The organism is Kribbella sp. VKM Ac-2569 (genome assembly GCF_004216905.1).
GTDB lineage: Bacteria > Actinomycetota > Actinomycetes > Propionibacteriales > Kribbellaceae > Kribbella.
This window is the reverse complement of record NZ_SGXJ01000005.1, coordinates 334,831-353,026: the sequence shown is the minus strand read 5'-3', so window position 1 is coordinate 353,026 and position 18,196 is coordinate 334,831. Positions and strand designations below refer to the sequence as shown.

Here is an 18,196-nt window from a genome sequence, read left to right as displayed (position 1 = left end):
TGCGTGACATCTCCCAAGAGGAGTCGTTCGTCCGAGACGTTCCCTGCGTGATGCAGGTCTCAGGCTTCGGGTGCCTTCGGGGTCTCGGGGATCACCGGGGCGTCGGCGAGCAGCAGGTAGAGCGAGCGACGGGCCTCGGCGAGGATCTTGGCGGCTGCGGTGCGCTGCTCCTCCGAGCCGCTGCGGCCAACTTGCCGAGTCGCTGAGTGCAGCTCCTCGAGTAGCGCGCGCAGGTCGGTCGCGGGCTCGGTGCTCGCGAAACCGGCGAACGGATCGATCGACGTCTCGCGACGCTTCTCGACGTACTCGCGGCCGGCGTCGGTCAGGGTGACGAGCTTGCGGCCGGCCTCGGCGGTCACGGTGACCAGGCCCTCGTCTTCCAGTTGGTTGATGGTCGGGTAGATCGCGCCGGGGCTGGGGGTCCAGCGCCCGTCGCTGCGGTCGGCGATGGCCTGCATCAGCTGGTAGCCGTGCATCGGCTCCTCGGCAAGCAGCATCAGGACGGCCGCTCGGACATCGCCGCGCGGGGCTCGACCGCGGCCTGTGCCACGTCCTGCACCACGACTGGGGCCTCGGCCACCGCGTCCGCGGTGCGTCGGCATGCCTTCGCCCATCCGCGGTCCGCCGCGCCGGGGGTGGTGGCCGCGTCGGCGGCCTCGGATTTCGTTGGGGGTGTTCATAGATTCCTCCTCGATATTCTTCATGACACTAACGATATATCGTTACTGTCTCCAAGACAAGTCGAGACGTCCGCTGCGTGATGCAGGTCTCAGGCGTCGGCGAGCAGCAGGTGCAGCAAGCGGCGGGCGTCGGCCAGGATCTTGGCGGCCGCGGTGCGTTGCTCCTCCGAGCCGCTGCGGTCGACCTGCCGAGCGGCTGAATGCAGCTCCTCGGCAAGCAACATCAGGGCGTCCGCCTCGGTCGGGAACAGCGCGGGATCCTGCCGCAGGATCGCCTCCTGGAGCTCATCGATCTCCGCCACCGGATCCACACCGAGCTCGCGATTCAGCACCGCTCGCAACCGAAGTACGGTGTCCAGCGCCTCGGCCTGCCGGCCGGATCGGTACTGCGCTGTGGCGAGCAGAATCGACCGCCGCTCACGCAGCGGGGCCTCGTCGACCAAGACCTGCGCCCTACCGAGGACGCTGCTGTGCCGGCCCGACCGCAACGCGGCCTCGACAGCCGTCTCCTGCGCGAGTTGCCGCAGTTCTTCGAGTCGCGCAGCCTCGATCCGGGCCGCATCCCAGCGCTCGGCCTCGATCAGCGGCCGGCCCCGCCACAGACGCAACGCACCGGACAGCACCACTGCTGCGCGCTCGGCATCGGTCGCCATCAGTACGCCGGCCCGCTCGACGGCTCGCTCGAACCGCTGGGCGTCGATCTCGTCCCACGGGACCGTCAGCCGGTAGCCGCGCGGCGACGTCTCGATCGAGCGATTGCCCAGCGCCTTGCGCAACCGCACCACACAGCCCTGCACGATCTTGGTCCACGAGGCCGGGAGTTCGTCACCCCACAGGACGTCCGCGAGTACGTCGGCACTGACAACGTCCCCCGGATGCACCACGAGCGCAGACAGGACGACGCGATCACGCCGGCCTAAATGTTGCCCCCCATCGACCATGAGTGGGCCCAGAACAGCGATACCCACCTCTCGACTGTCGATCGGGCGGCGCGTCGCGTCAAGACCGGCACTCGATACCGCACCGATACCTGGCCGGAGCAGACTCGTGACGCCAAGGGGGAAGATCATGTCGGCACGAGCAGAACGGACGCAGGCGCCACCAAGCAAGCGATCGATCACGACCTGGCTGGGGAGATTGGCAGCCGTCGCAGTCTGCAGCGCGCCGCTGATCGCAACGGTCCCGGCCACGGCGGCGAACCATCCGCGGCCGGAGGGCGCGTCGGCGAACTTCAGCGCTCAGACGCCCGACCGCGACGGCGGTCTGGACGCAACCTCGGTCGCGGTCGGAGCAGCGAGCGGGATCGCCCTGACCTGGCTCGGCCTGGGCGGGCGACGGCGCCGGGATCACACGCCGATGCCCTGAGGCCGCCGCGGAATTCCGGTGACGGATATTACGGTTTCGGATAATCTGGATTCGTGGAAAGTGACGAATTGCTGTTGGTGCTGTTGCAGCGGGCGACGCATGTGACGTTGCAGGTGCTGGGGACGGAGCTGGCCGACCTGGGGTTGACGGCTTCCGAGCGGAACGTGCTGGCGAACCTCGCGGACGGCCGGCCGCGGACGGTGTCCGAGATCGGGGTCGCGGCGGGTGTGCGGCCCACGACGCTGACCGGCGTACTCGATCGGCTTGCCGACAAGGGGTTGCTGACTCGCACGGCACGCAGCGGGGACCGGCGTGCCGTGGAGATCTCGCTGACCGCGGCCGGTGCCCGGAGTGCGGACCGGGTCGCGAAGGCGTTCAAAGCGGTGGAGGTGCGCGCATTGGACGGCGTACCGGCGTCGGCGGTCAAGCAGGCCCGGCGGGTGCTGAAGGCGCTGGCGGAATCATGAATGTCTTCGACGAGCTGATGGGTCAGTTGATGGCGACCGCCGAGCGGTTCGGGCATCGGGAGCACGTCCACTTGACGTGGCTCGCCGTACGGCGGTGTGGGACGGCCGGAGCAGTGGAGCTGATCAGTGACGGGATCCAGAAGACGGCTCGGTACGCCGGGGTGCCACAGAAGTACAACGCCACGGTCAGCAGGGCGTGGGTCGAGCTGACGGCGTACCACATGACCGAGGCGCCGGACGAAGACTTCGAAGAGCTGGTACGCCGGAACCCGGGGCTCCTGGACAAGCGGCTATTGACCCGCTTCTACAGCTCACGCGCCTTGGCATCTCCGGCCGCGCGGACCGGGTGGGTGGAGCCGGACATCAAGGCGTTCCCCTTTACTCTGCCCCAAGGGCAGGGAGTGTGATGGTCGGGTGTTGACGATCAGTGAGTTCGGGCGGAGGGCCGGGCTTTCGCACAAGGCGCTGCGGTTGTACGACGTGTCGGGGCTGCTGGCGCCGGCGCAGGTGGACCCGGCGAACGGGTACCGCTTGTACGACGAGGACCAACTCGAGCGGGCGCGACGGATCAGTGTGCTGCGGCAGTTGGACATGCCGCTGACCACGATCGCTGAGGTCCTCACCGGAACAGATGAGGACGCGTTGATCCGGCTCAACCGGTGGTGGGCCGCCGAGGAGGCGACCACGGCGTCCCGGCGCGCGACGTTGCAGTATCTGCGGGACCGGCTGTCGCGCTCGGGTACGACGGGACTCGCGCCGCGACCGGTGCACACCCGGGACGTGCCGGCGACGAAGATCGCGTCGATCCGCGCGGACACCAACCAGCAGCAGCTGATCGGGGTGATCGTGACGTGCACCGACGAGCTCACGTCGTACCTGCGGGCTGCCGGTGCGACGGCGAACGTCGGGTCGTGGGTGATCTACCACGGCGCGGTGACGCCCGAGGGTGAGGCGACGGTCGAGGTGTGCGTGCCGTTCGAGGGCCTGGTGGACCCGGCCGGCCGGATCGGGATCCGGGTCGAGCCGGCCCACCGGGAGGCGTACTGCACGATCACGATGGACGAGTGCGCGTACCCGCGGATCATGCTCGCGTACGACCTCGTCTTCGACTCGGTGCGGGCATCCGGAAGCCCCGAAGCGGGTCCGCCGCGGGAGGTCTACCGCCCGGACTGCCAGCTCCTCCCCCGCGACGAACCTGCCGTCGACATCGCCCTGCCCATTCTCGAGAGGAACCTGTGATGGACTACGCGATTCAGACCCGCTTCAGCGATCCCGGCGTACATGCCGGACTGTTCGACGCACTGCCGGACGAGGTCACCGAGATCGCCGCGGTGGTCCGCAACCTGCTGATCCACTACCGCGGCGGCGGCATCGAGTTCACCGGCGAACGACTGGCCGAGATCGACAACCGCTGGGTGTCGGCGATCCTCGCCACGGACCAGAAACGCAACGGTACGGCGCTCGCGGTGCCGCGGGAGCCGGTGGACCGGGTAGTCGGCTGCTGCCGCGACTACACGCTCTTGTTCGTCTCGATCCTGCGCCACAAGGGGATCCCGGCACGCAGCCGGGTCGGGTTCGGGAACTACTTCACCGAGGGCTTCAACAACGACCACGTGGTGGCCGAGTACTGGAACGGCGACCGGTGGGTGATGATCGACGCCGAGATGGATCCGGCTGATCCACGCTTCACGTTCGACGTGGCGGACATGCCGGCCGGGCCGTTCCGGTCCGCGGCCGAGGTGTGGCAGGGATACCGGGCCGGTGAACTCAACGGTGATCTCTTCGGCGCGGACCCTAATCCGGACGCTCCGCTGAAGCTGCACGGTGGCTGGTTCATCCGCACTTATGTGCACTATCAGCTCGCGCATCTGAACGGCGACGAGCTCCTGCTCTGGGACAACTGGGGGTCCATGTCGGACACGCTGGACGGCGCCGACGTCGAACTCACCGACCGGATCGCGGACCTGATGCTTGCCTCCGACAACGGAGATGACGCGGCAACCAAGGAGGTCAACGAGCTGTACCGCACCGACCCCAGCCTGACCTACGCCGGCCGCGCCTTCGTCACCTCTCCCGCCGGCGGCCCCTTCGCCTGGAAGGACCTCGGCTAGCCCGCGAAGCCGTTGCGGAGTTTGTCGAAGAGGTGGTCGACCCGGGCGCGGTGATCCTCGGCGACATCGTCGGGTATGTCGCCGGCCATCAGGCGCCGGGCGGTTCCGGTGAGGACTGTGGTGTAGCCGGCGATCAAGAACGCGGCGAGGAGCGCGGCATCGCCCTCGAGCGCGGCGTCGCCGGACAGTTCCTCGGCTAGCGTCTGCTGGATCTCGTCCGCGATCTCCCGGGATCGCGCGATCAGCGCCGGCGACGCGGCGACCGTCACGAAGAACGGGATCGAGCCGTCCTTGAGTCCGGACAGGGCGTGGCGGTCGTCGGCCAGGCCCAGGACGGCCTCCCGGAGCGACGTCAGTACGTCGACCGCACCCGAGCGGTCGCGGACCGCCGTACGCAGCAGGTCCGTCGCATCGTCGGCGCGATCGAGGAGCAGGTCCTCCTTGCGGGGAAAGTGCTTGAAGACCGTCACGCTCGAGACCCCGGCCTCCCGCGCGACCTCGGCGACCGTCACGGCGTCGAAACCGCGCTCCAGGAACAACTGGGTGGCGACGTCCGAGATCCGCGCACGTGTCTGCGGTCCGCCACGGGCTGCGGTTCTGGGCATGGGACCTCACTCTCTTGTGTCACTAAGTTTAGTCACTTAACCTAGTGGCATGTCCTCCGATCAGACAACTGTCATAGCAGGCTCTCCCCGCTCGTTGCGGGAGGCGTGGGTCGCGCTGGCCGGGCTGTCGGCGGTGTTCCTGTTCGAGATGCTCGACAACTCGATCCTGAACGTCGCGCTGCCCACCATCGGGCGCGAGCTGCACGCGTCGACGACCGCGCTGCAGTGGGTGACCGGCGCGTACGCCGTCGTGTTCGGCGGACTGATGCTCGCCTTCGGGGCGATCGCCGACCGGTTCGGCCGCCGGCGGATCATGCTCGTCGGGCTAGCACTGCTAGCTGTTGCGAGCCTCGCGACTGCGTTCGTCTCCACGGTCGAGCAGCTGATCGCCGTCCGTGTCGCGATGGGTGTCGCGGCCGCGATGACTACACCGGGATCGCTCGCGCTGAGCTTCCGGCTGTTCGAGGACGACGGGGTCCGGGTGCGCGCGACGACGCTGATCTCGACCGTGGGGCTGGTCGGGCTCGCGGTCGGTCCGACGGCGGGTGGGTTCGTGCTGGCGATCGCGCCGTGGCAGGTGCTGCTGCTCGTCAACGTACCGATAGCAGTGCTGGCGATCATCGGCGTACGGCGTGGCATCTCCCCCGACGTACCGGCCGAGCTGCACCGCGATCCGATCGACATCGCGGGTGCCGTGCTCGGTACGGCGACGATCGTGCTGGCGCTCGTGGCGCCGACGCTGTTCGTCAACGAGGGCGCCGGGTCGTGGAGTCCGTGGGCGGCCACGGTCGCGGCGGTTGTCGGGGCTGCCTTGTTCTACGTCCGCGAACGTTCAGCGACGTACCCGCTCCTCGATCCCAAGCTGGTTGCCCACCCGCTGGTGTCGAGCGGACTCGCATTCAAGGCGGCGGCCGGTCTGGCGACGGCGGGGCTCGGGTACCTCGTGACGCTGCAGCTCCAGCTCGACTGGGGTTGGTCGCCCGCCCTCGCCGCGATCGGGATGCTGCCGCAGGTGGTGGTCCTGGTCGCCGGTGGTGCCTTGATCAGGCCGTTCGTCGAGCGGGTCGGTCTCGAGAACGCGGCGTGGATGAGCGCGGCGGCGGTCGTGTTCGGGCTCGCGGTCTTCGGGGGGCTGAGCCGGTACGGCTACGTGTGGGTCGCGATCGCGCTCGTCCTGGTCGCGGCCGGCATGCGCGTCGTCGGAGTCGTTGCCGGAGTCAACGTACTGCGGGGACTCCCGAAGAACCGCACCACGATCGGCGCAGCCCTCACCGACACCGCGACGGAAGTCACCTCCGGCGCCGGCATCGCCATCACCGGCACGATCCTCGCCACGATGTTCACCGGCGCTATCACCACTCCGAACTGGACCGCCCACCAAACCAGCCAGTTCCACCACGCGACCACCACCGCGGGCCTCACCCTCACCGCTCTCGCCGCCGCACTGGTTGCCTGGGGCATCGCCAGGAGTCGGGACTGAGCACAAACACAAAACACCCCCGCCTGGTGAGGCAGGCGGAGGTGTGTCTTTTGTGGTGGAGGCTCAGAACTCCGAGCCGGCGGGGAGGTCGGGGGTGGACGGGTCGTCCGGGTCGGACGGGCCGGCGGCGAGGCCGAGTTCGGCGACGCTCGCGAGGCCGGTGTGGTTCGGGACGACGCGGACCGTGTAACCGAACGGCCCGGTGCGGTCCAGCTTCAGCTCGCCCTCGTACCGATGCCGGTTGCCCTCGTACGTCTCGGCCAGCGAGAGCGTGGCGCGGACGGGGTCCGCGATCTCGTCATTGGTGTCGACGCGACCGTGCAGCACCTCGACGCAGATGTCGGTCGGGGCGAGGTCGCCGAGCGCCGCGAAGGCGCGGATCCCGACGGTCGTGCCCAGCTGCGGTACGTCGCCGAGGCCCTCGAGCTCCACGTGGTCGACCCGGATCTGCGGCCACGCCGCCCGGACCTTCTGCTTCCACGCGGCCAGTTCACGAGCACCGTCGTACGTCGAATTGAGGGCCCGCGACGACTGCGCCGCCGGCACGTACAGCTGCTCGACGTAGTCCTTGACCATCCGGGTGGCGAGCACCTTCGGGCCGAGTTCCTTGATCGTGTGCCGCAGCATCTCGATCCAGCGGGTCGGCACGTCACCGTCGTAGAAGCGCGGTGCGACCTGCTTCTCGATCAGGTCGTACAGCGCGTGCGCCTCGAGGTCGTCGCGGCGGTCGGTGTCCTCGATCCCTTCGGCGGACGGGATCGCCCAGCCGAACTCGTCGTCGTACCACTCGTCCCACCACCCGTCGCGGATGGAGAGGTTGAGTCCACCGTTGAGCGCGGCCTTCATCCCGGACGTGCCGCACGCCTCGTACGGACGCAGCGGGTTGTTCAGCCAGACGTCGGTGCCCGGGTACATCGGCTGCGCGAGCGCGATGTCGTAGTCCGGCACGAACACGATCCGGTGCCGCACCTCCGGGTCGTCGGCGAAGCGGACCATCTCCTGGATCAGCTTCTTGCCACCCTCGTCGTGCGGGTGCGCCTTGCCGGCGATCACGATCTGCACCGGACGCTCCGGGTGCAGCAGCAGCGCCTTCAGCCGCTCCGGGTCGCGCAGCATCAGCGTCAGCCGCTTGTACGACGGAACCCGCCGGGCGAAGCCCATCGTCAGGACGTCCGGGTCGAGGATCGAGTCGACCCAGCCGAGCTCGGCCTCGCTCGCGCCGCGGTTGATCCAGGACTGCCGCACCCGCGAACGGGTGTCGTCGATGAAGCGCTGCCGGAGCAGCCGCTTGGTCTCCCAGATCTGCGCGTCGGTGGTCTTGTCCAGACCCTCGAACACCGAGTCGCCGTCGGCGGTGTAGTTCGCGTACGTCAGGTCGTGCACCTCACGCGCCACCCACGTCGGCGCGTGCACGCCGTTGGTGATCGAGGTGATCGGCACGTCGATCGAGTCGAAGCTCGGCCACAGCCCCGCGAACATCCCGCGGCTGACCACGCCGTGCAGCTTCGACACGCCGTTCGCGCGCTGCGCCAGCCGCAGCCCCATGATCGCCATGTTGAACAGTGCTGGGTCGCCGCCCTCGAAGTCCTCGGCGCCGAGCTCGAGGATCCGGTCGACCGGGACCTCCGGGCCGAACACGTCGGGCGAGAAGTGCTGCTGGATCAGCTCGACCGGGAACCGGTCGATACCGGCCGGGACCGGGGTGTGCGTGGTGAACACGGTGCCCCCGCGGTTGACCTCGAGCGCGGTGTCGAAGTCGAGATCCTTCTCGGCGGCGAGCTCGCGGATCCGCTCGATACCGAGGAAGCCGGCGTGGCCCTCGTTGGTGTGGAACACCTCGGGCGCCGCGTGGCCGGTGATCCGGCAGTACGTGCGGACCGCGCGGACACCACCGACGCCGAGCAGCAGCTCCTGGAGCAGCCGGTGCTCGGTCGTACCGCCGTACAGCCGGTCGGTCACCTCGCGCTCCGACGGCTCGTTCTCCTCGATGTCGGAGTCGAGCATCAGCAGCGGCACCCGGCCGACCTGGGCGACCCAGATCTGCGCGTGCAGCTCGCGGTTGCCGGGCAGCGTCAGGGTCACGGTCGCCGGTGCGTCACCATCCCGGAGCAGGCTGATCGGCAGCCCGTCCGGATCCACCAGGGGGTAACGCTCCTGCTGCCAGCCCTCACGGTTCAGCGACTGAGCGAAGTACCCGTGCCGGTACAGCAGGCCGACGCCGATCAGCGGTACGGCGAGGTCGCTGGCCGCCTTCAGGTGGTCACCGGCAAGGATGCCCAGACCGCCCGAGTACTGCGGGAGCACGTGGGTGATGCCGAACTCCGGGGAGAAGTACGCGACCGCGTCGAGCGGCGAACCGCCCGCGGTCTGGAACCACCGGTCTTCGGTCACATAGCTGTCCAGGTCGGCTACAGCAAGTTCCAGCCGGCGCAGGAATGCATGGTCGTTGGCCAGCTCGTCGAGCCGGGCCGCCGGGACCTCACCGAGAAGCTTGACCGGGTCACCGCCGGTGCTCCGCCACAACTGCGGGTCGACGGCCTCGAAGACGTCCTGCGTCTCCGGGTGCCAGGCCCAGCGGAGGTTGTTCACCAGGGTGCCCAGCCCGGTCAGCTGCTCAGGCAGGACAGGGCGGACGGAAAATCGTCGTATCGCTCGCACCGGGACACCGTACCGGCCCTCGGGCCGTAGAACACCTTCGGGATGCATCGATCTTGCAACGCGAGCAAGAATTTGCAGCTCTGCATGTCACGGACAGGCTCTGGGAACCGATAACGTCAGCAGTGCAGTTCCCGACGTACTTACCCAACCGCCGGATCCACAATCCGACGGTTCCTCTATCGGAGAGTGCAGGTTCGTCTACGCCATGACTGGGCGCATCCCGATCACCGACGTCACCCCGACCGTCGACGCCGGAGCTTATCCGGCGAAGTCCGCGGTGGGCGAGACGTTCACCATCGCGGCCACGGTCTTCCGGGAAGGCCATGACGCGGTGAACGCGAACGTCGTACTGACCTCGCCGTCGGGACAGACCAGACGGATGCTGATGGCCCCTGTCGGTCAGGGCAGCGACCGCTGGACCGTCGACGTGACGCTGCAGGAGCAGGGCGCGTGGACGTTCGCGGTCGAGGGCTGGAGCGACCCGTACGGGACCTGGCGGCACAACGCCGAGATCAAGATCCCGGCCGGCCTGGACGTCGACCTGATGTTCGCCGAGGGCGCCGCGTTCTTCGACCGCGCGGCCGCCGGCGTACCACCCGCCGTACGGGCGGACCGCGGCACGCTGAGCGATGCCGCGCACGCACTGGCGAACGGCGCGCTGCCGCCGGAGGCGCGGTTGGCCGCGGGCATCTCCCCGCAGGTACGGGCGGCCCTCGGTCGCTACCCGGTGCGCGAGCTGATCACCTCCTCGGAGACGTACCCGGTGTGGGTCGACCGGACCCGCGCGCTGTACGGCAGCTGGTACGAGTTCTTCCCGCGCTCCGAAGGTGCGGAGTACGACGAAGAAGCCGGTCAGTGGAAGTCCGGGACGTTCCGAACCGCGGCGCTGCGGCTCGAAGCGGTCGCGAAGATGGGCTTCGACATCCTCTACGTGCCGCCGATCCACCCGATCGGCCACTCGTTCCGCAAAGGCCCGAACAACACCCTCGACCCGAAGCCGGGCGACCCGGGCTCGACCTGGGCGATCGGCTCCGAGGACGGCGGCCACGACGCGATCCACCCGGAGCTCGGCACGTTCGAGGATTTCGAGTACTTCGTCGGCCGGGCCCGCGAGGTCGGCCTCGAGGTCGCGATCGACCTGGCCCTGCAGGCGTCGCCGGACCACCCGTGGGTGAAGGAACACCCGAAGTGGTTCTCCGAGCGCGCCGACGGCTCGATCGCGTACGCCGAGAACCCGCCGAAGAAGTACCAGGACATCTACCCGATCAACTTCGACAACGACCCCGAAGGCATCTACGCCGAAGTACTGCGGATCGTCCGGCTGTGGATCTCCAAGGGCGTCACGGTGTTCCGGGTCGACAACCCGCACACCAAGCCGGTCAACTTCTGGGAGTACCTGCTCGGCGAGATCCGCAAGACCGACCCGGACGTGGTGTTCCTGTCCGAGGCGTTCACCCGGCGGCCGATGATGCAGGAACTGGCGAAGGTCGGGTTCCACCAGTCGTACACGTACTTCACCTGGCGCAACGAGAAGTGGGAGCTGGAGGAGTACCTGGAGGAGCTGACCAAGGAGACCGGTCACTTCCTGCGGCCGAACTTCTTCGTCAACACACCGGACATCCTCACGGCGTACCTGCAGTACGGCGGTCCCGGCGCGTTCAAGATCCGCGCGGCGATCGCGTCGACGTCGTCACCGGCCTGGGGCGTGTACGCCGGGTACGAACTGTTCGAGCACGTCGCGCTGCGGCCCGGCTCGGAGGAGTACCTGGACACCGAGAAGTTCCAGCTCCGCCCGCGGGACTGGGAGGCCGCGGAGGCCGAGGGCCGCTCGCTGGCGCCATACCTGACGCTGCTGAACAACATCCGTCGCCGGCACCCGTCCCTGCAGCAACTGCGCAACCTGACACTGCACTCGGTCGATGACGAAGCGATCATGTGCTACTCGAAGCGCTCCACCGCACCCGACGGCCACAGCGACACCATCATCGTCGTCGTGAACACCGACCCGCACTCGGTCCGCGAATCGATGGTCCACCTCGACATGACCGCCCTCGGCATGCGCCCTGAAGACACCTTCACCGTGTACGACGAAATCACCGGGGCCACGTGGCGCTGGGGCCAACAGAACTACGTGAAACTAGACCCCAACGGCGAACCCGCCCACATCCTCGCCGTCCGCCGCGGCCAAGCCTGAACTAGTCCGCCGAACATGCGACACCCGCTGGGGACTGAGCACAGGCAATAGCCTCTGCCCAGTCCCCAGGAACTATCCCCAGTTAGAGCGGGACGGTCTCCGGGTATTTGAGGCCTGCGCCGGTGTTCAGGGCTACTACTTGGTCGTTGGCTTGTATCCAGTTGGATTCGCGGAGTGCGCGGATTGCGGCGAAGTTGGCGGCGCCTTCGGGGCAGATGAAGGCGCCTTCCATCCGAGCTACTTGATGTTGCTCGGCGAGGATGTCCTCGTCGTCGACCGCGATCGCGCAGCCGCCGGTTTCCGCGATCGCCTGTAGTACAAGGAAATCGCCAAGGGCTTTGGGCACAGTGATGCCGAAGGCAACCGTGTTGGCGCCGACCCACGGCTCGCTCTCGGGGAGGCCCTTCTCCCACGCGCGGACGATCGGCGCACAGCCGGTCGACTGGACGGCGACGAGGCGCGGCAGTGGCCCGTCGATCCAGCCGAGGTCGCGGAGTTCGTTCAGTGCCTTCCAGATGCCGATGATGCCGACGCCGCCGCCGGTCGGGTACACGATCACGTCCGGCAACTGCCAGCCGAGTTGTTCCGCGATCTCCAGGCCCATCGTCTTCTTGCCCTCGATCCGGTACGGCTCCTTCAACGTCGACGCGTCGAAGTACCCGGACTGCTCCCGGATGTACGCCGCCGCGTCGCCGATCAGCCCGTCGATCAACTGCAGCCGCGCGCCGACCGCCGTCACCTCGCGCCGACAGATCTCCGGCGCGGCGATCGGCATCGCGATCAACGCCTCCATCCCGGCGCGCGCGGCGTACGCGGCCCAGGCCGACCCGGCGTTCCCGTTCGTCGGCATCGCGATCTTCCGGACGCCGACCTCGTACGCGCGGGACACACCAACGGCGGCGCCCCGCGCCTTGAACGTCCCGGTCGGGATCAGGCCCTCGTCCTTCATCAGCAGGCGATCCACCCCGAGCTCAGCGCCGTACCGCGGCAACGGCAGGAGCGGCGTCATCCCCTCCCCCAGCGTCACCACGTTCTCGGACGACCGCACCGGCAGCAGCTCGTGATACCGCCACAGATCCGGCGCCCGCGAGGCCAGGTCCTCCTTGCGAAGCGTTGGTACGTCGTACCGCGCGAGCAGCGGCGACCCGCACGGGCACAGGCCGATGATCTGATCGGCGTCATGGGTGGCGCCACAACGAGGACACTCGAGATGAGTCAGTGCGGAGAAGGTCACGACAACAGAAACTACCCCGCGCGTAGATCGGTGATCATCGGGCGCTGGTGATCGGTGAGCCGGAACCCGATGCCGCGGACGGCGTCGATCGTGACCGTCGTACCGAGGTCGTCGAGTTTGCGGCGCAGTCGCTTCACCACCGAGTGCACGTCGGCGGTGCCGCGGATGTTCCGGTCCCGCCACACGGTGTGGTGCAGAGCGTCGTACGACCAGACGCGCAGCGGCGCGGACATCAGCCGACTGAGCAGCTCCTGTTCGAGCTCGGTCAACTGGATCTCGTCACCCCGCCAGCGCGCGACCGAACGAGCCCGATCGATGGTGAGTACGTCGGCCTCGGGATCCTCGCCGGTTGCCCGGACGGTAGTGGCCTCGACCGCATCGGGTTCCGGCGGCTCGGGCTGCCCAGGTGCGGCGGGCGGTGGTTGTTCAGCGGGAACCAGCAGTCTGCGCAGTTCGTCGAGGCTGGAGACCAGGAGCAGCGGCGCGACGTCGTCGACGAGTTCGGCCAGCCGGACGCGCTGCTCGGGTGAGGCCGCGACCGCGATGAGCAGCGGGAACGGTTCGGATCTGGTCGCTGTCAGATCGACACGGGCGGTGACCATCTGATCACGATGTCAACATCTGCCTCGGATCGTCAACGGAATGCCAACGTTTGCCCAGGTTGCCTCGATCGGCGCGACAGCTAGTCACAAGTTGCTCACCAGGTGTGCTTGTTACCACGTTGTTCTGACACATAAGGTCCACGTCAGGCTTGCGGTGTCACACGCCGCGACCTGGGGGGCACGGAGCGTTCTTTCACGCCCTCCTGCAGCAAATGACTCGGGGGAGTCGACTCGGGGTCGTTTCAAGTGAGGGGCTGCAGAGATGTCACATCACCGAAAGGGACTCGCCAGATCACTGGTGGGTGCCCTCGCGACGGTGGCAGTCGTCGCAACCAGTCTGGCCGCCGCCGGCCAGGCCCAGGCTTCACCGCCCACCAAGCCGGAAGCAACACCGGCTTCTAAGATCAAGCCAGAACTGCTGGAGAAGCTGGACGGCAAGGACGCCAAGTCCGCGACGGACTACTGGGTCCGGTTCGCGGCCAAGGCCGACCTGACCGCCGCCGGCAAGATCACCAACTGGAACGAGCGCGGCACCGCAGTGGCCGCCGCGCTGAAGAAGGCCGCCGCGGACAGCCAGGCGAAGATCCGCGCCGAGCTGGACGCGCAGCACGTGAAGTACCAGTCCTTCTGGGGCACGAACGCGATCCGCATCGAGAGCGGCTCGCTCGAACTCGCCCAGAACCTGGCCGGTCACACCGAGGTCGAGGGCCTGTACGCGCCCGTGCAGATCGAGGTACCGAAGGTCACGCCGGGCCAGCAGCAGAAGGCGATCCAGGCCGTCGAGTGGGGTGTCGCCAACGTCAAGGCGAACCAGGTCTGGTCGCAGTACGGCGACAAGGGCGAGGGGATCGTCGTCGCCAACATCGACACCGGTGTGCAGTACGACCACCCGGCGCTGGTGAACCAGTACCGCGGCAACAACGGTGACGGCACCTTCAACCACAACTACAACTGGTTCGACGCGGCCGGCACCTCGCCGAACGCGCCGGCCGACGGCAACGGCCACGGCACCCACACGATGGGCACCATGGTCGGCGACGACGGCGCGGGCAACCAGATCGGTGTCGCCCCGGGCGTGAAGTGGATCGCCGCGAACGGCTGCTGCCCGAGCGACGCCGCGCTGATCACGTCCGGCCAGTGGATGCTCGAGCCGACCGACCTCGCCGGGCAGAACCCGGACGCGAGCAAGCGGCCGAACGTCATCAACAACTCGTGGGGCTCGACGCTGCCGTCGAACGACCCGTTCATGGAGGACATCACCCTGGCCTGGACCGCGTCCGGGATCTTCGGGACGTTCGCCAACGGCAACAGCGGTGAGGGCGGCTGCAACACCTCCGGCTCACCGGGCAGCCTGACGAGCAACTACTCGGCCGGCGCCTACGACATCAACAACAACATCGCGTCGTTCTCCGGCCGCGGCGTGGGTCAGGGCGGCACCATCAAGCCGAACATCTCGGCCCCGGGTGTCAACGTCCGCTCGAGCCTGCCGGGCAACACGTACGGCGCGTTCAACGGTACGTCGATGGCGACACCGCACCTGACGGCCGTCGTGGCCCTGCTGTGGTCGGCCTCGCCGTCCCTCAAGGGTGACGTCGCCGCCACGCGGGCGTTGCTGGACTCGACCGCGATCGACACGCCGAACAGCCAGTGCGGCGGCACCGACGCGAACAACAACGTCTTCGGTCAGGGCCGTCTGGATGCGCTCGCGCTCCTGAACGCGGCGCCGATCGGCGACACCGGCACGCTCTCCGGCACCGTCACCGCCGCCACCGGTGGTGCTGCTCTCGCCGGCGCCAGCGTGACGGTGAAGGCGGACGGCCAGCCGGACAAGACGCTGACCACCAGCAGCAACGGAACGTTCTCTTCCGTGCTGCCGGCCGGCGACTACAACCTGACTGTCGCATCGTTCGGTTACGCGACGCAGACCGCCACCGCCACCATCACCACCGGTCAGACCACCACGAAGAACTTCGCTCTGGTCAGCACTCCGCAGGTGAGCGTCGGCGGCACCGTCACGGACGGCTCCGGCCACGGTTGGCCGCTGTACGCGAAGGTGTCGGTCGAGGGCCCGGGTGGCGTGTTCGACTACACGACCCCGAGCAACGGCCGGTACAGCCTCAAGGTCCCGTCCGGTGCGGCGTATTCGCTCAAGGTCGAGTCGAAGTACCCGGGCTACCAGGCCATCAGCCAGCCGATCACGGTCGGCAGCGGCAACCTGACGCAGAACATCGCCGTACCGGCCGACGGCACCTCGTGCACCACCGCGCCCGGTTACAAGTGGGGCTCGGACGGCGTCTACGAGACCTTCGACTCCGGTGCCGCGCCGAGCGGCTGGACCGTCGTCGACAACAAGGGCAACGGTCAGGTCTGGAAGTTCGACGACCCGGGCAACCGGGGCAACCTGGCCGGCGGCAGCGGCAAGTTCGCCGTCATCGACAGTGACAAGTACGGCGGTGGCGGGTCGCAGGACACGTCGCTGGTCAGCCCGGTCGTGGACCTGACCTCGGTCACCGCTCCGGTGATCCGGTTCAACCAGGACCTGAACTACCTCGGCGGTGAGAAGGGCGACGTCGACCTGTCGATCGACGGCGGCGCCACCTGGAGCAACGTGCTCACGCAGTCCGTCGACGCGCGTGGCGTCAAGGAGATCGCGATTCCGCAGGCGGCCGGCAAGTCCGCGGTCCAGGTGCGGTTCCACTACTACAACGCGTCGTACGAATGGTGGTGGGAGGTCGACAACGTCCTCGTCGGCAGCCAGATCAGCTGTGTGCCGACCGGCGGCGGCATCGTCGTCGGCAACGTCAAGGACGCCAACACGAGCGGCTTCGTGAACGGTGCCGTCGTCACGCGTGACGGCAGCAGCGAGTCCGCGACCACCGTGGCAACGCCCGAGGACACCGGTCTGAACGACGGGTTCTACTGGCTCTACTCGTCCGCGGACGGCAACCAGAGCTTCACCGCCAAGGCCGGCAACTACGTCAGCTCGACCGCGACCGTCGGGGTCGAGGCCGACTGGACGACCGCGGCCGACTACACACTCAAGGCCGGCCAGCTGGCCGTCACGCCGGGCACTGTCACCGGCAACCTGAAGCTGCCGACCGGCAAGGTGACCAAGTCGTTCAACGTCACGAACACCGGCGGCGCGGACGTCGACGTGAAGTTCGGTGAGAAGGACAGCGGTTTCGTCCTGCAGAATGCGAACGGCAGCACGACGACCAAGGCCCAGGTGGAGAACGGGCCCGGCGCACCGCTGCAGCGGCTCGCCGTGGACACCTCGTTCGCCCGGATGCTGACCGGCAAGACCGGCGCCGCGCCGGCCGCCGCGAAGCCGATGGCGGCTCCGTGGGCCGACATCGCCGACTACCCCGCGTCCGTGATGGACAACCGGGTGGTCAGCCTCGAGGGCAAGACCTACTCGATTGCCGGTGGCAACGGTAGTGCGTCGACCGGGAACAGCTACGTGTACGACCCGGCGACACTTGCCTGGACCGCGATCGCCCCGCTGCCGGGTGCTCGCAACGCCATCAGCGTCGGTGTGATCGGCGGCAAGATCATCGCCAGCTCCGGCTGGGGACCGTCCGGCCCGGCGCCGGAGACCTGGTCCTACGACCCGGCCGCCAACGCCTGGACCGCACTGGCCGCCAACCCGGCCCCGCGGGCCGCGGCCGGTCAGGCCGTGCTCGACGGCAAGCTGTACGCCGTCGGCGGGTGCACCACCGCCGGCTGTCTGCCGATGAGCAACACGGTCGTCCGGTACGACGCATCGGCGAACGCCTGGGAGACGCTGGCGAACTACCCGCAGTCGGTCGCGTTCGCGTCCTGCGGTGCCATCGACGGCAAGCTGTACTGCGCCGGTGGTAACGACGGCACGAACTCGCTGAAGGCGGCGTACGTCTACGACCCGGGAGCCGACTCCTGGACCGCGATCGCGGACGCTCCGGCCGACCACTGGGCGGCGTCGTACGCCGTCGCGGGCGGGAAGCTGCTGATCGTCGGCGGTGTCCAGGCCGGTGCGGTCACCAACGCCGGGTTCTCGTACGACCCGTCGTCCGAGAGCTGGACCGCGCTGCCGAACGCCAACCTGCCGCGGTACCGCGGTGGTGCGGCGTGTGGCTTCTACAAGATCGGCGGCTCGTCCGGCAGCTTCAACGCGACTGTGGACAGTGAGGCTCTGCCGGGTCTCGAGGACTGCTCCGAGTCGTCGGCGGACGTGAGCTGGCTGTCCATCGACCAGACCGAGGTCACCCTGGCCCCGGGACAGTCGGCGACCGTCAAGGTCACGCTCTCCGCGAGCGTCGACCAGCCCGGCACCTACAGCGGTGCCGTGACGATCGGCGAGAACACCCCCTACACGGTCGCTCCGGTCGGCGTGACGATGAACGTCACCCCGCCCACCACCTGGAGCAAGCTGCAGGGCACCGTCACGGGCGTCAGCTCGTCCGGCGCCTCCGCCGCCCTCCCGGGTGCGATCGTGCAGGTGGACTCGTGGGCCCAGTCCTACACCTTCATCACCGACAAGGACGGTAAGTACGCCTACTGGCTCGACCGTCGCAACAACCCGCTCACCCTGATCGCCGCGAAGGACGGCTACAAGCCCCAGACCCGCACCACCAAGCTGGTCGCCGGCACCCCCGTCACCGAAGACTTCGCCCTGAAGTCAATCAAGTAACCAAGCAGCAAAGCTCGGCCCCCGGACCACTCTGGCCCGGGGGCCGAGCCCTTTTGCGAGGGGGTGGGGAATCCACCGCACCTGGGACGACAGGTAGGACTCCCCGTCCTCTGGAGTTATGCACAGGAGGG

14 protein-coding genes are annotated in these 18,196 nt (G+C 68.3%); 8 read left to right on the top strand and 6 right to left on the bottom strand.

Going from position 1 to position 18,196, the window contains the following annotated elements; genetic code table 11:
- Positions 1 to 59: 59 nt before the first annotated feature.
- Positions 60 to 497: a PadR family transcriptional regulator gene (locus EV649_RS32610; RefSeq protein ID WP_198682819.1), complete on the bottom strand. Its 438-nt coding sequence runs from the start codon at positions 495 to 497 to the stop codon at positions 60 to 62.
- Positions 498 to 769: 272 nt separating this feature from the next.
- Complete coding sequence (locus EV649_RS32605) at positions 770 to 1,621, bottom strand: BTAD domain-containing putative transcriptional regulator (protein ID WP_277875731.1); 852 nt, start codon at positions 1,619 to 1,621, stop codon at positions 770 to 772.
- Positions 1,622 to 1,748: 127 nt separating this feature from the next.
- Between EV649_RS32605 and EV649_RS32600 the strand changes: the two genes are divergently transcribed.
- The 5 genes from EV649_RS32600 to EV649_RS32580 are packed head-to-tail and all read left to right on the top strand — an operon-like array spanning position 1,749 to position 4,623.
- The gene (locus EV649_RS32600) at positions 1,749 to 2,045 is read left to right on the top strand and encodes a hypothetical protein (protein WP_130387494.1); all 297 of its coding nucleotides are present in this window, start codon (positions 1,749 to 1,751) and stop codon (positions 2,043 to 2,045) included.
- 53 nt (positions 2,046 to 2,098) lie between these two features.
- On the top strand, positions 2,099 to 2,512 hold the full coding sequence (locus EV649_RS32595) for a MarR family transcriptional regulator (protein ID WP_198682817.1): 414 nt from the start codon (positions 2,099 to 2,101) through the stop codon (positions 2,510 to 2,512).
- The gene (locus EV649_RS32590) at positions 2,509 to 2,919 is read left to right on the top strand and encodes a hypothetical protein (protein WP_130387493.1); all 411 of its coding nucleotides are present in this window, start codon (positions 2,509 to 2,511) and stop codon (positions 2,917 to 2,919) included. Before EV649_RS32595 ends, EV649_RS32590 begins: the two co-directional genes overlap by 4 nt.
- 10 nt (positions 2,920 to 2,929) lie before the next feature.
- Positions 2,930 to 3,751, top strand: a complete 822-nt coding sequence (locus EV649_RS32585) for a MerR family transcriptional regulator (protein WP_241998962.1) — start codon at positions 2,930 to 2,932, stop codon at positions 3,749 to 3,751.
- Complete coding sequence (locus EV649_RS32580; protein ID WP_130387491.1) at positions 3,751 to 4,623, top strand: transglutaminase domain-containing protein; 873 nt, start codon at positions 3,751 to 3,753, stop codon at positions 4,621 to 4,623. Before EV649_RS32585 ends, EV649_RS32580 begins: the two co-directional genes overlap by 1 nt.
- Here EV649_RS32580 and EV649_RS32575 read toward each other — a convergent pair.
- Positions 4,620 to 5,228: a TetR/AcrR family transcriptional regulator gene (locus EV649_RS32575; protein WP_130387490.1), complete on the bottom strand. Its 609-nt coding sequence runs from the start codon at positions 5,226 to 5,228 to the stop codon at positions 4,620 to 4,622. The two genes, EV649_RS32580 and EV649_RS32575, sit on opposite strands and share 4 nt — an antisense overlap.
- A 49-nt stretch (positions 5,229 to 5,277) precedes the next feature.
- Here EV649_RS32575 and EV649_RS32570 point away from each other — a divergent pair, with 49 nt between their 5' ends.
- Positions 5,278 to 6,708, top strand: a complete 1,431-nt coding sequence (locus EV649_RS32570) for an MFS transporter (RefSeq protein WP_130387489.1) — start codon at positions 5,278 to 5,280, stop codon at positions 6,706 to 6,708.
- Positions 6,709 to 6,771: 63 nt separating this feature from the next.
- On the opposite strand, the gene glgP is transcribed toward EV649_RS32570, so the two are convergent.
- The gene (gene glgP / locus EV649_RS32565; RefSeq protein ID WP_130387488.1) at positions 6,772 to 9,366 is read right to left on the bottom strand and encodes an alpha-glucan family phosphorylase; all 2,595 of its coding nucleotides are present in this window, start codon (positions 9,364 to 9,366) and stop codon (positions 6,772 to 6,774) included.
- A 205-nt stretch (positions 9,367 to 9,571) separates the two neighbouring features.
- Between glgP and EV649_RS32560 the strand changes: the two genes are divergently transcribed.
- Positions 9,572 to 11,560: a maltotransferase domain-containing protein gene (locus tag EV649_RS32560; protein ID WP_130387487.1), complete on the top strand. Its 1,989-nt coding sequence runs from the start codon at positions 9,572 to 9,574 to the stop codon at positions 11,558 to 11,560.
- Positions 11,561 to 11,642: 82 nt separating this feature from the next.
- Here EV649_RS32560 and EV649_RS32555 read toward each other — a convergent pair whose 3' ends face one another.
- Both EV649_RS32555 and EV649_RS32550 read right to left on the bottom strand, forming a co-directional pair.
- Complete coding sequence (locus EV649_RS32555) at positions 11,643 to 12,794, bottom strand: threonine synthase (protein ID WP_130387486.1); 1,152 nt, start codon at positions 12,792 to 12,794, stop codon at positions 11,643 to 11,645.
- 11 nt (positions 12,795 to 12,805) lie between these two features.
- Positions 12,806 to 13,396: a winged helix-turn-helix domain-containing protein gene (locus tag EV649_RS32550; protein ID WP_130387485.1), complete on the bottom strand. Its 591-nt coding sequence runs from the start codon at positions 13,394 to 13,396 to the stop codon at positions 12,806 to 12,808.
- Between the two features lie 316 nt (positions 13,397 to 13,712).
- Here EV649_RS32550 and EV649_RS32545 point away from each other — a divergent pair, with 316 nt between their 5' ends.
- Entirely contained in the window at positions 13,713 to 18,065 is a 4,353-nt protein-coding gene (locus EV649_RS32545; RefSeq protein ID WP_241998960.1) for a S8 family serine peptidase, read from the top strand.
- Positions 18,066 to 18,196 lie beyond the last annotated feature (131 nt).

What these genes read in the sequence shown, in the direction of transcription:
- EV649_RS32610 (WP_198682819.1), bottom strand. Translation starts at nt 497, where the DNA reads ATGCTGCTTGCCGAGGAGCCGATGCACGGCTACCAGCTGATGCAGGCC.
- EV649_RS32605 (WP_277875731.1), bottom strand. Translation starts at nt 1,621, where the DNA reads ATGGTCGATGGGGGGCAACATTTAGGCCGGCGTGATCGCGTCGTCCTG.
- EV649_RS32600 (WP_130387494.1), top strand. Translation starts at nt 1,749, where the DNA reads ATGTCGGCACGAGCAGAACGGACGCAGGCGCCACCAAGCAAGCGATCG.
- EV649_RS32590 (WP_130387493.1), top strand. Translation starts at nt 2,509, where the DNA reads ATGAATGTCTTCGACGAGCTGATGGGTCAGTTGATGGCGACCGCCGAG.
- EV649_RS32580 (WP_130387491.1), top strand. Translation starts at nt 3,751, where the DNA reads ATGGACTACGCGATTCAGACCCGCTTCAGCGATCCCGGCGTACATGCC.
- EV649_RS32575 (WP_130387490.1), bottom strand. Translation starts at nt 5,228, where the DNA reads ATGCCCAGAACCGCAGCCCGTGGCGGACCGCAGACACGTGCGCGGATC.
- EV649_RS32570 (WP_130387489.1), top strand. Translation starts at nt 5,278, where the DNA reads ATGTCCTCCGATCAGACAACTGTCATAGCAGGCTCTCCCCGCTCGTTG.
- EV649_RS32560 (WP_130387487.1), top strand. Translation starts at nt 9,572, where the DNA reads ATGACTGGGCGCATCCCGATCACCGACGTCACCCCGACCGTCGACGCC.
- EV649_RS32550 (WP_130387485.1), bottom strand. Translation starts at nt 13,396, where the DNA reads ATGGTCACCGCCCGTGTCGATCTGACAGCGACCAGATCCGAACCGTTC.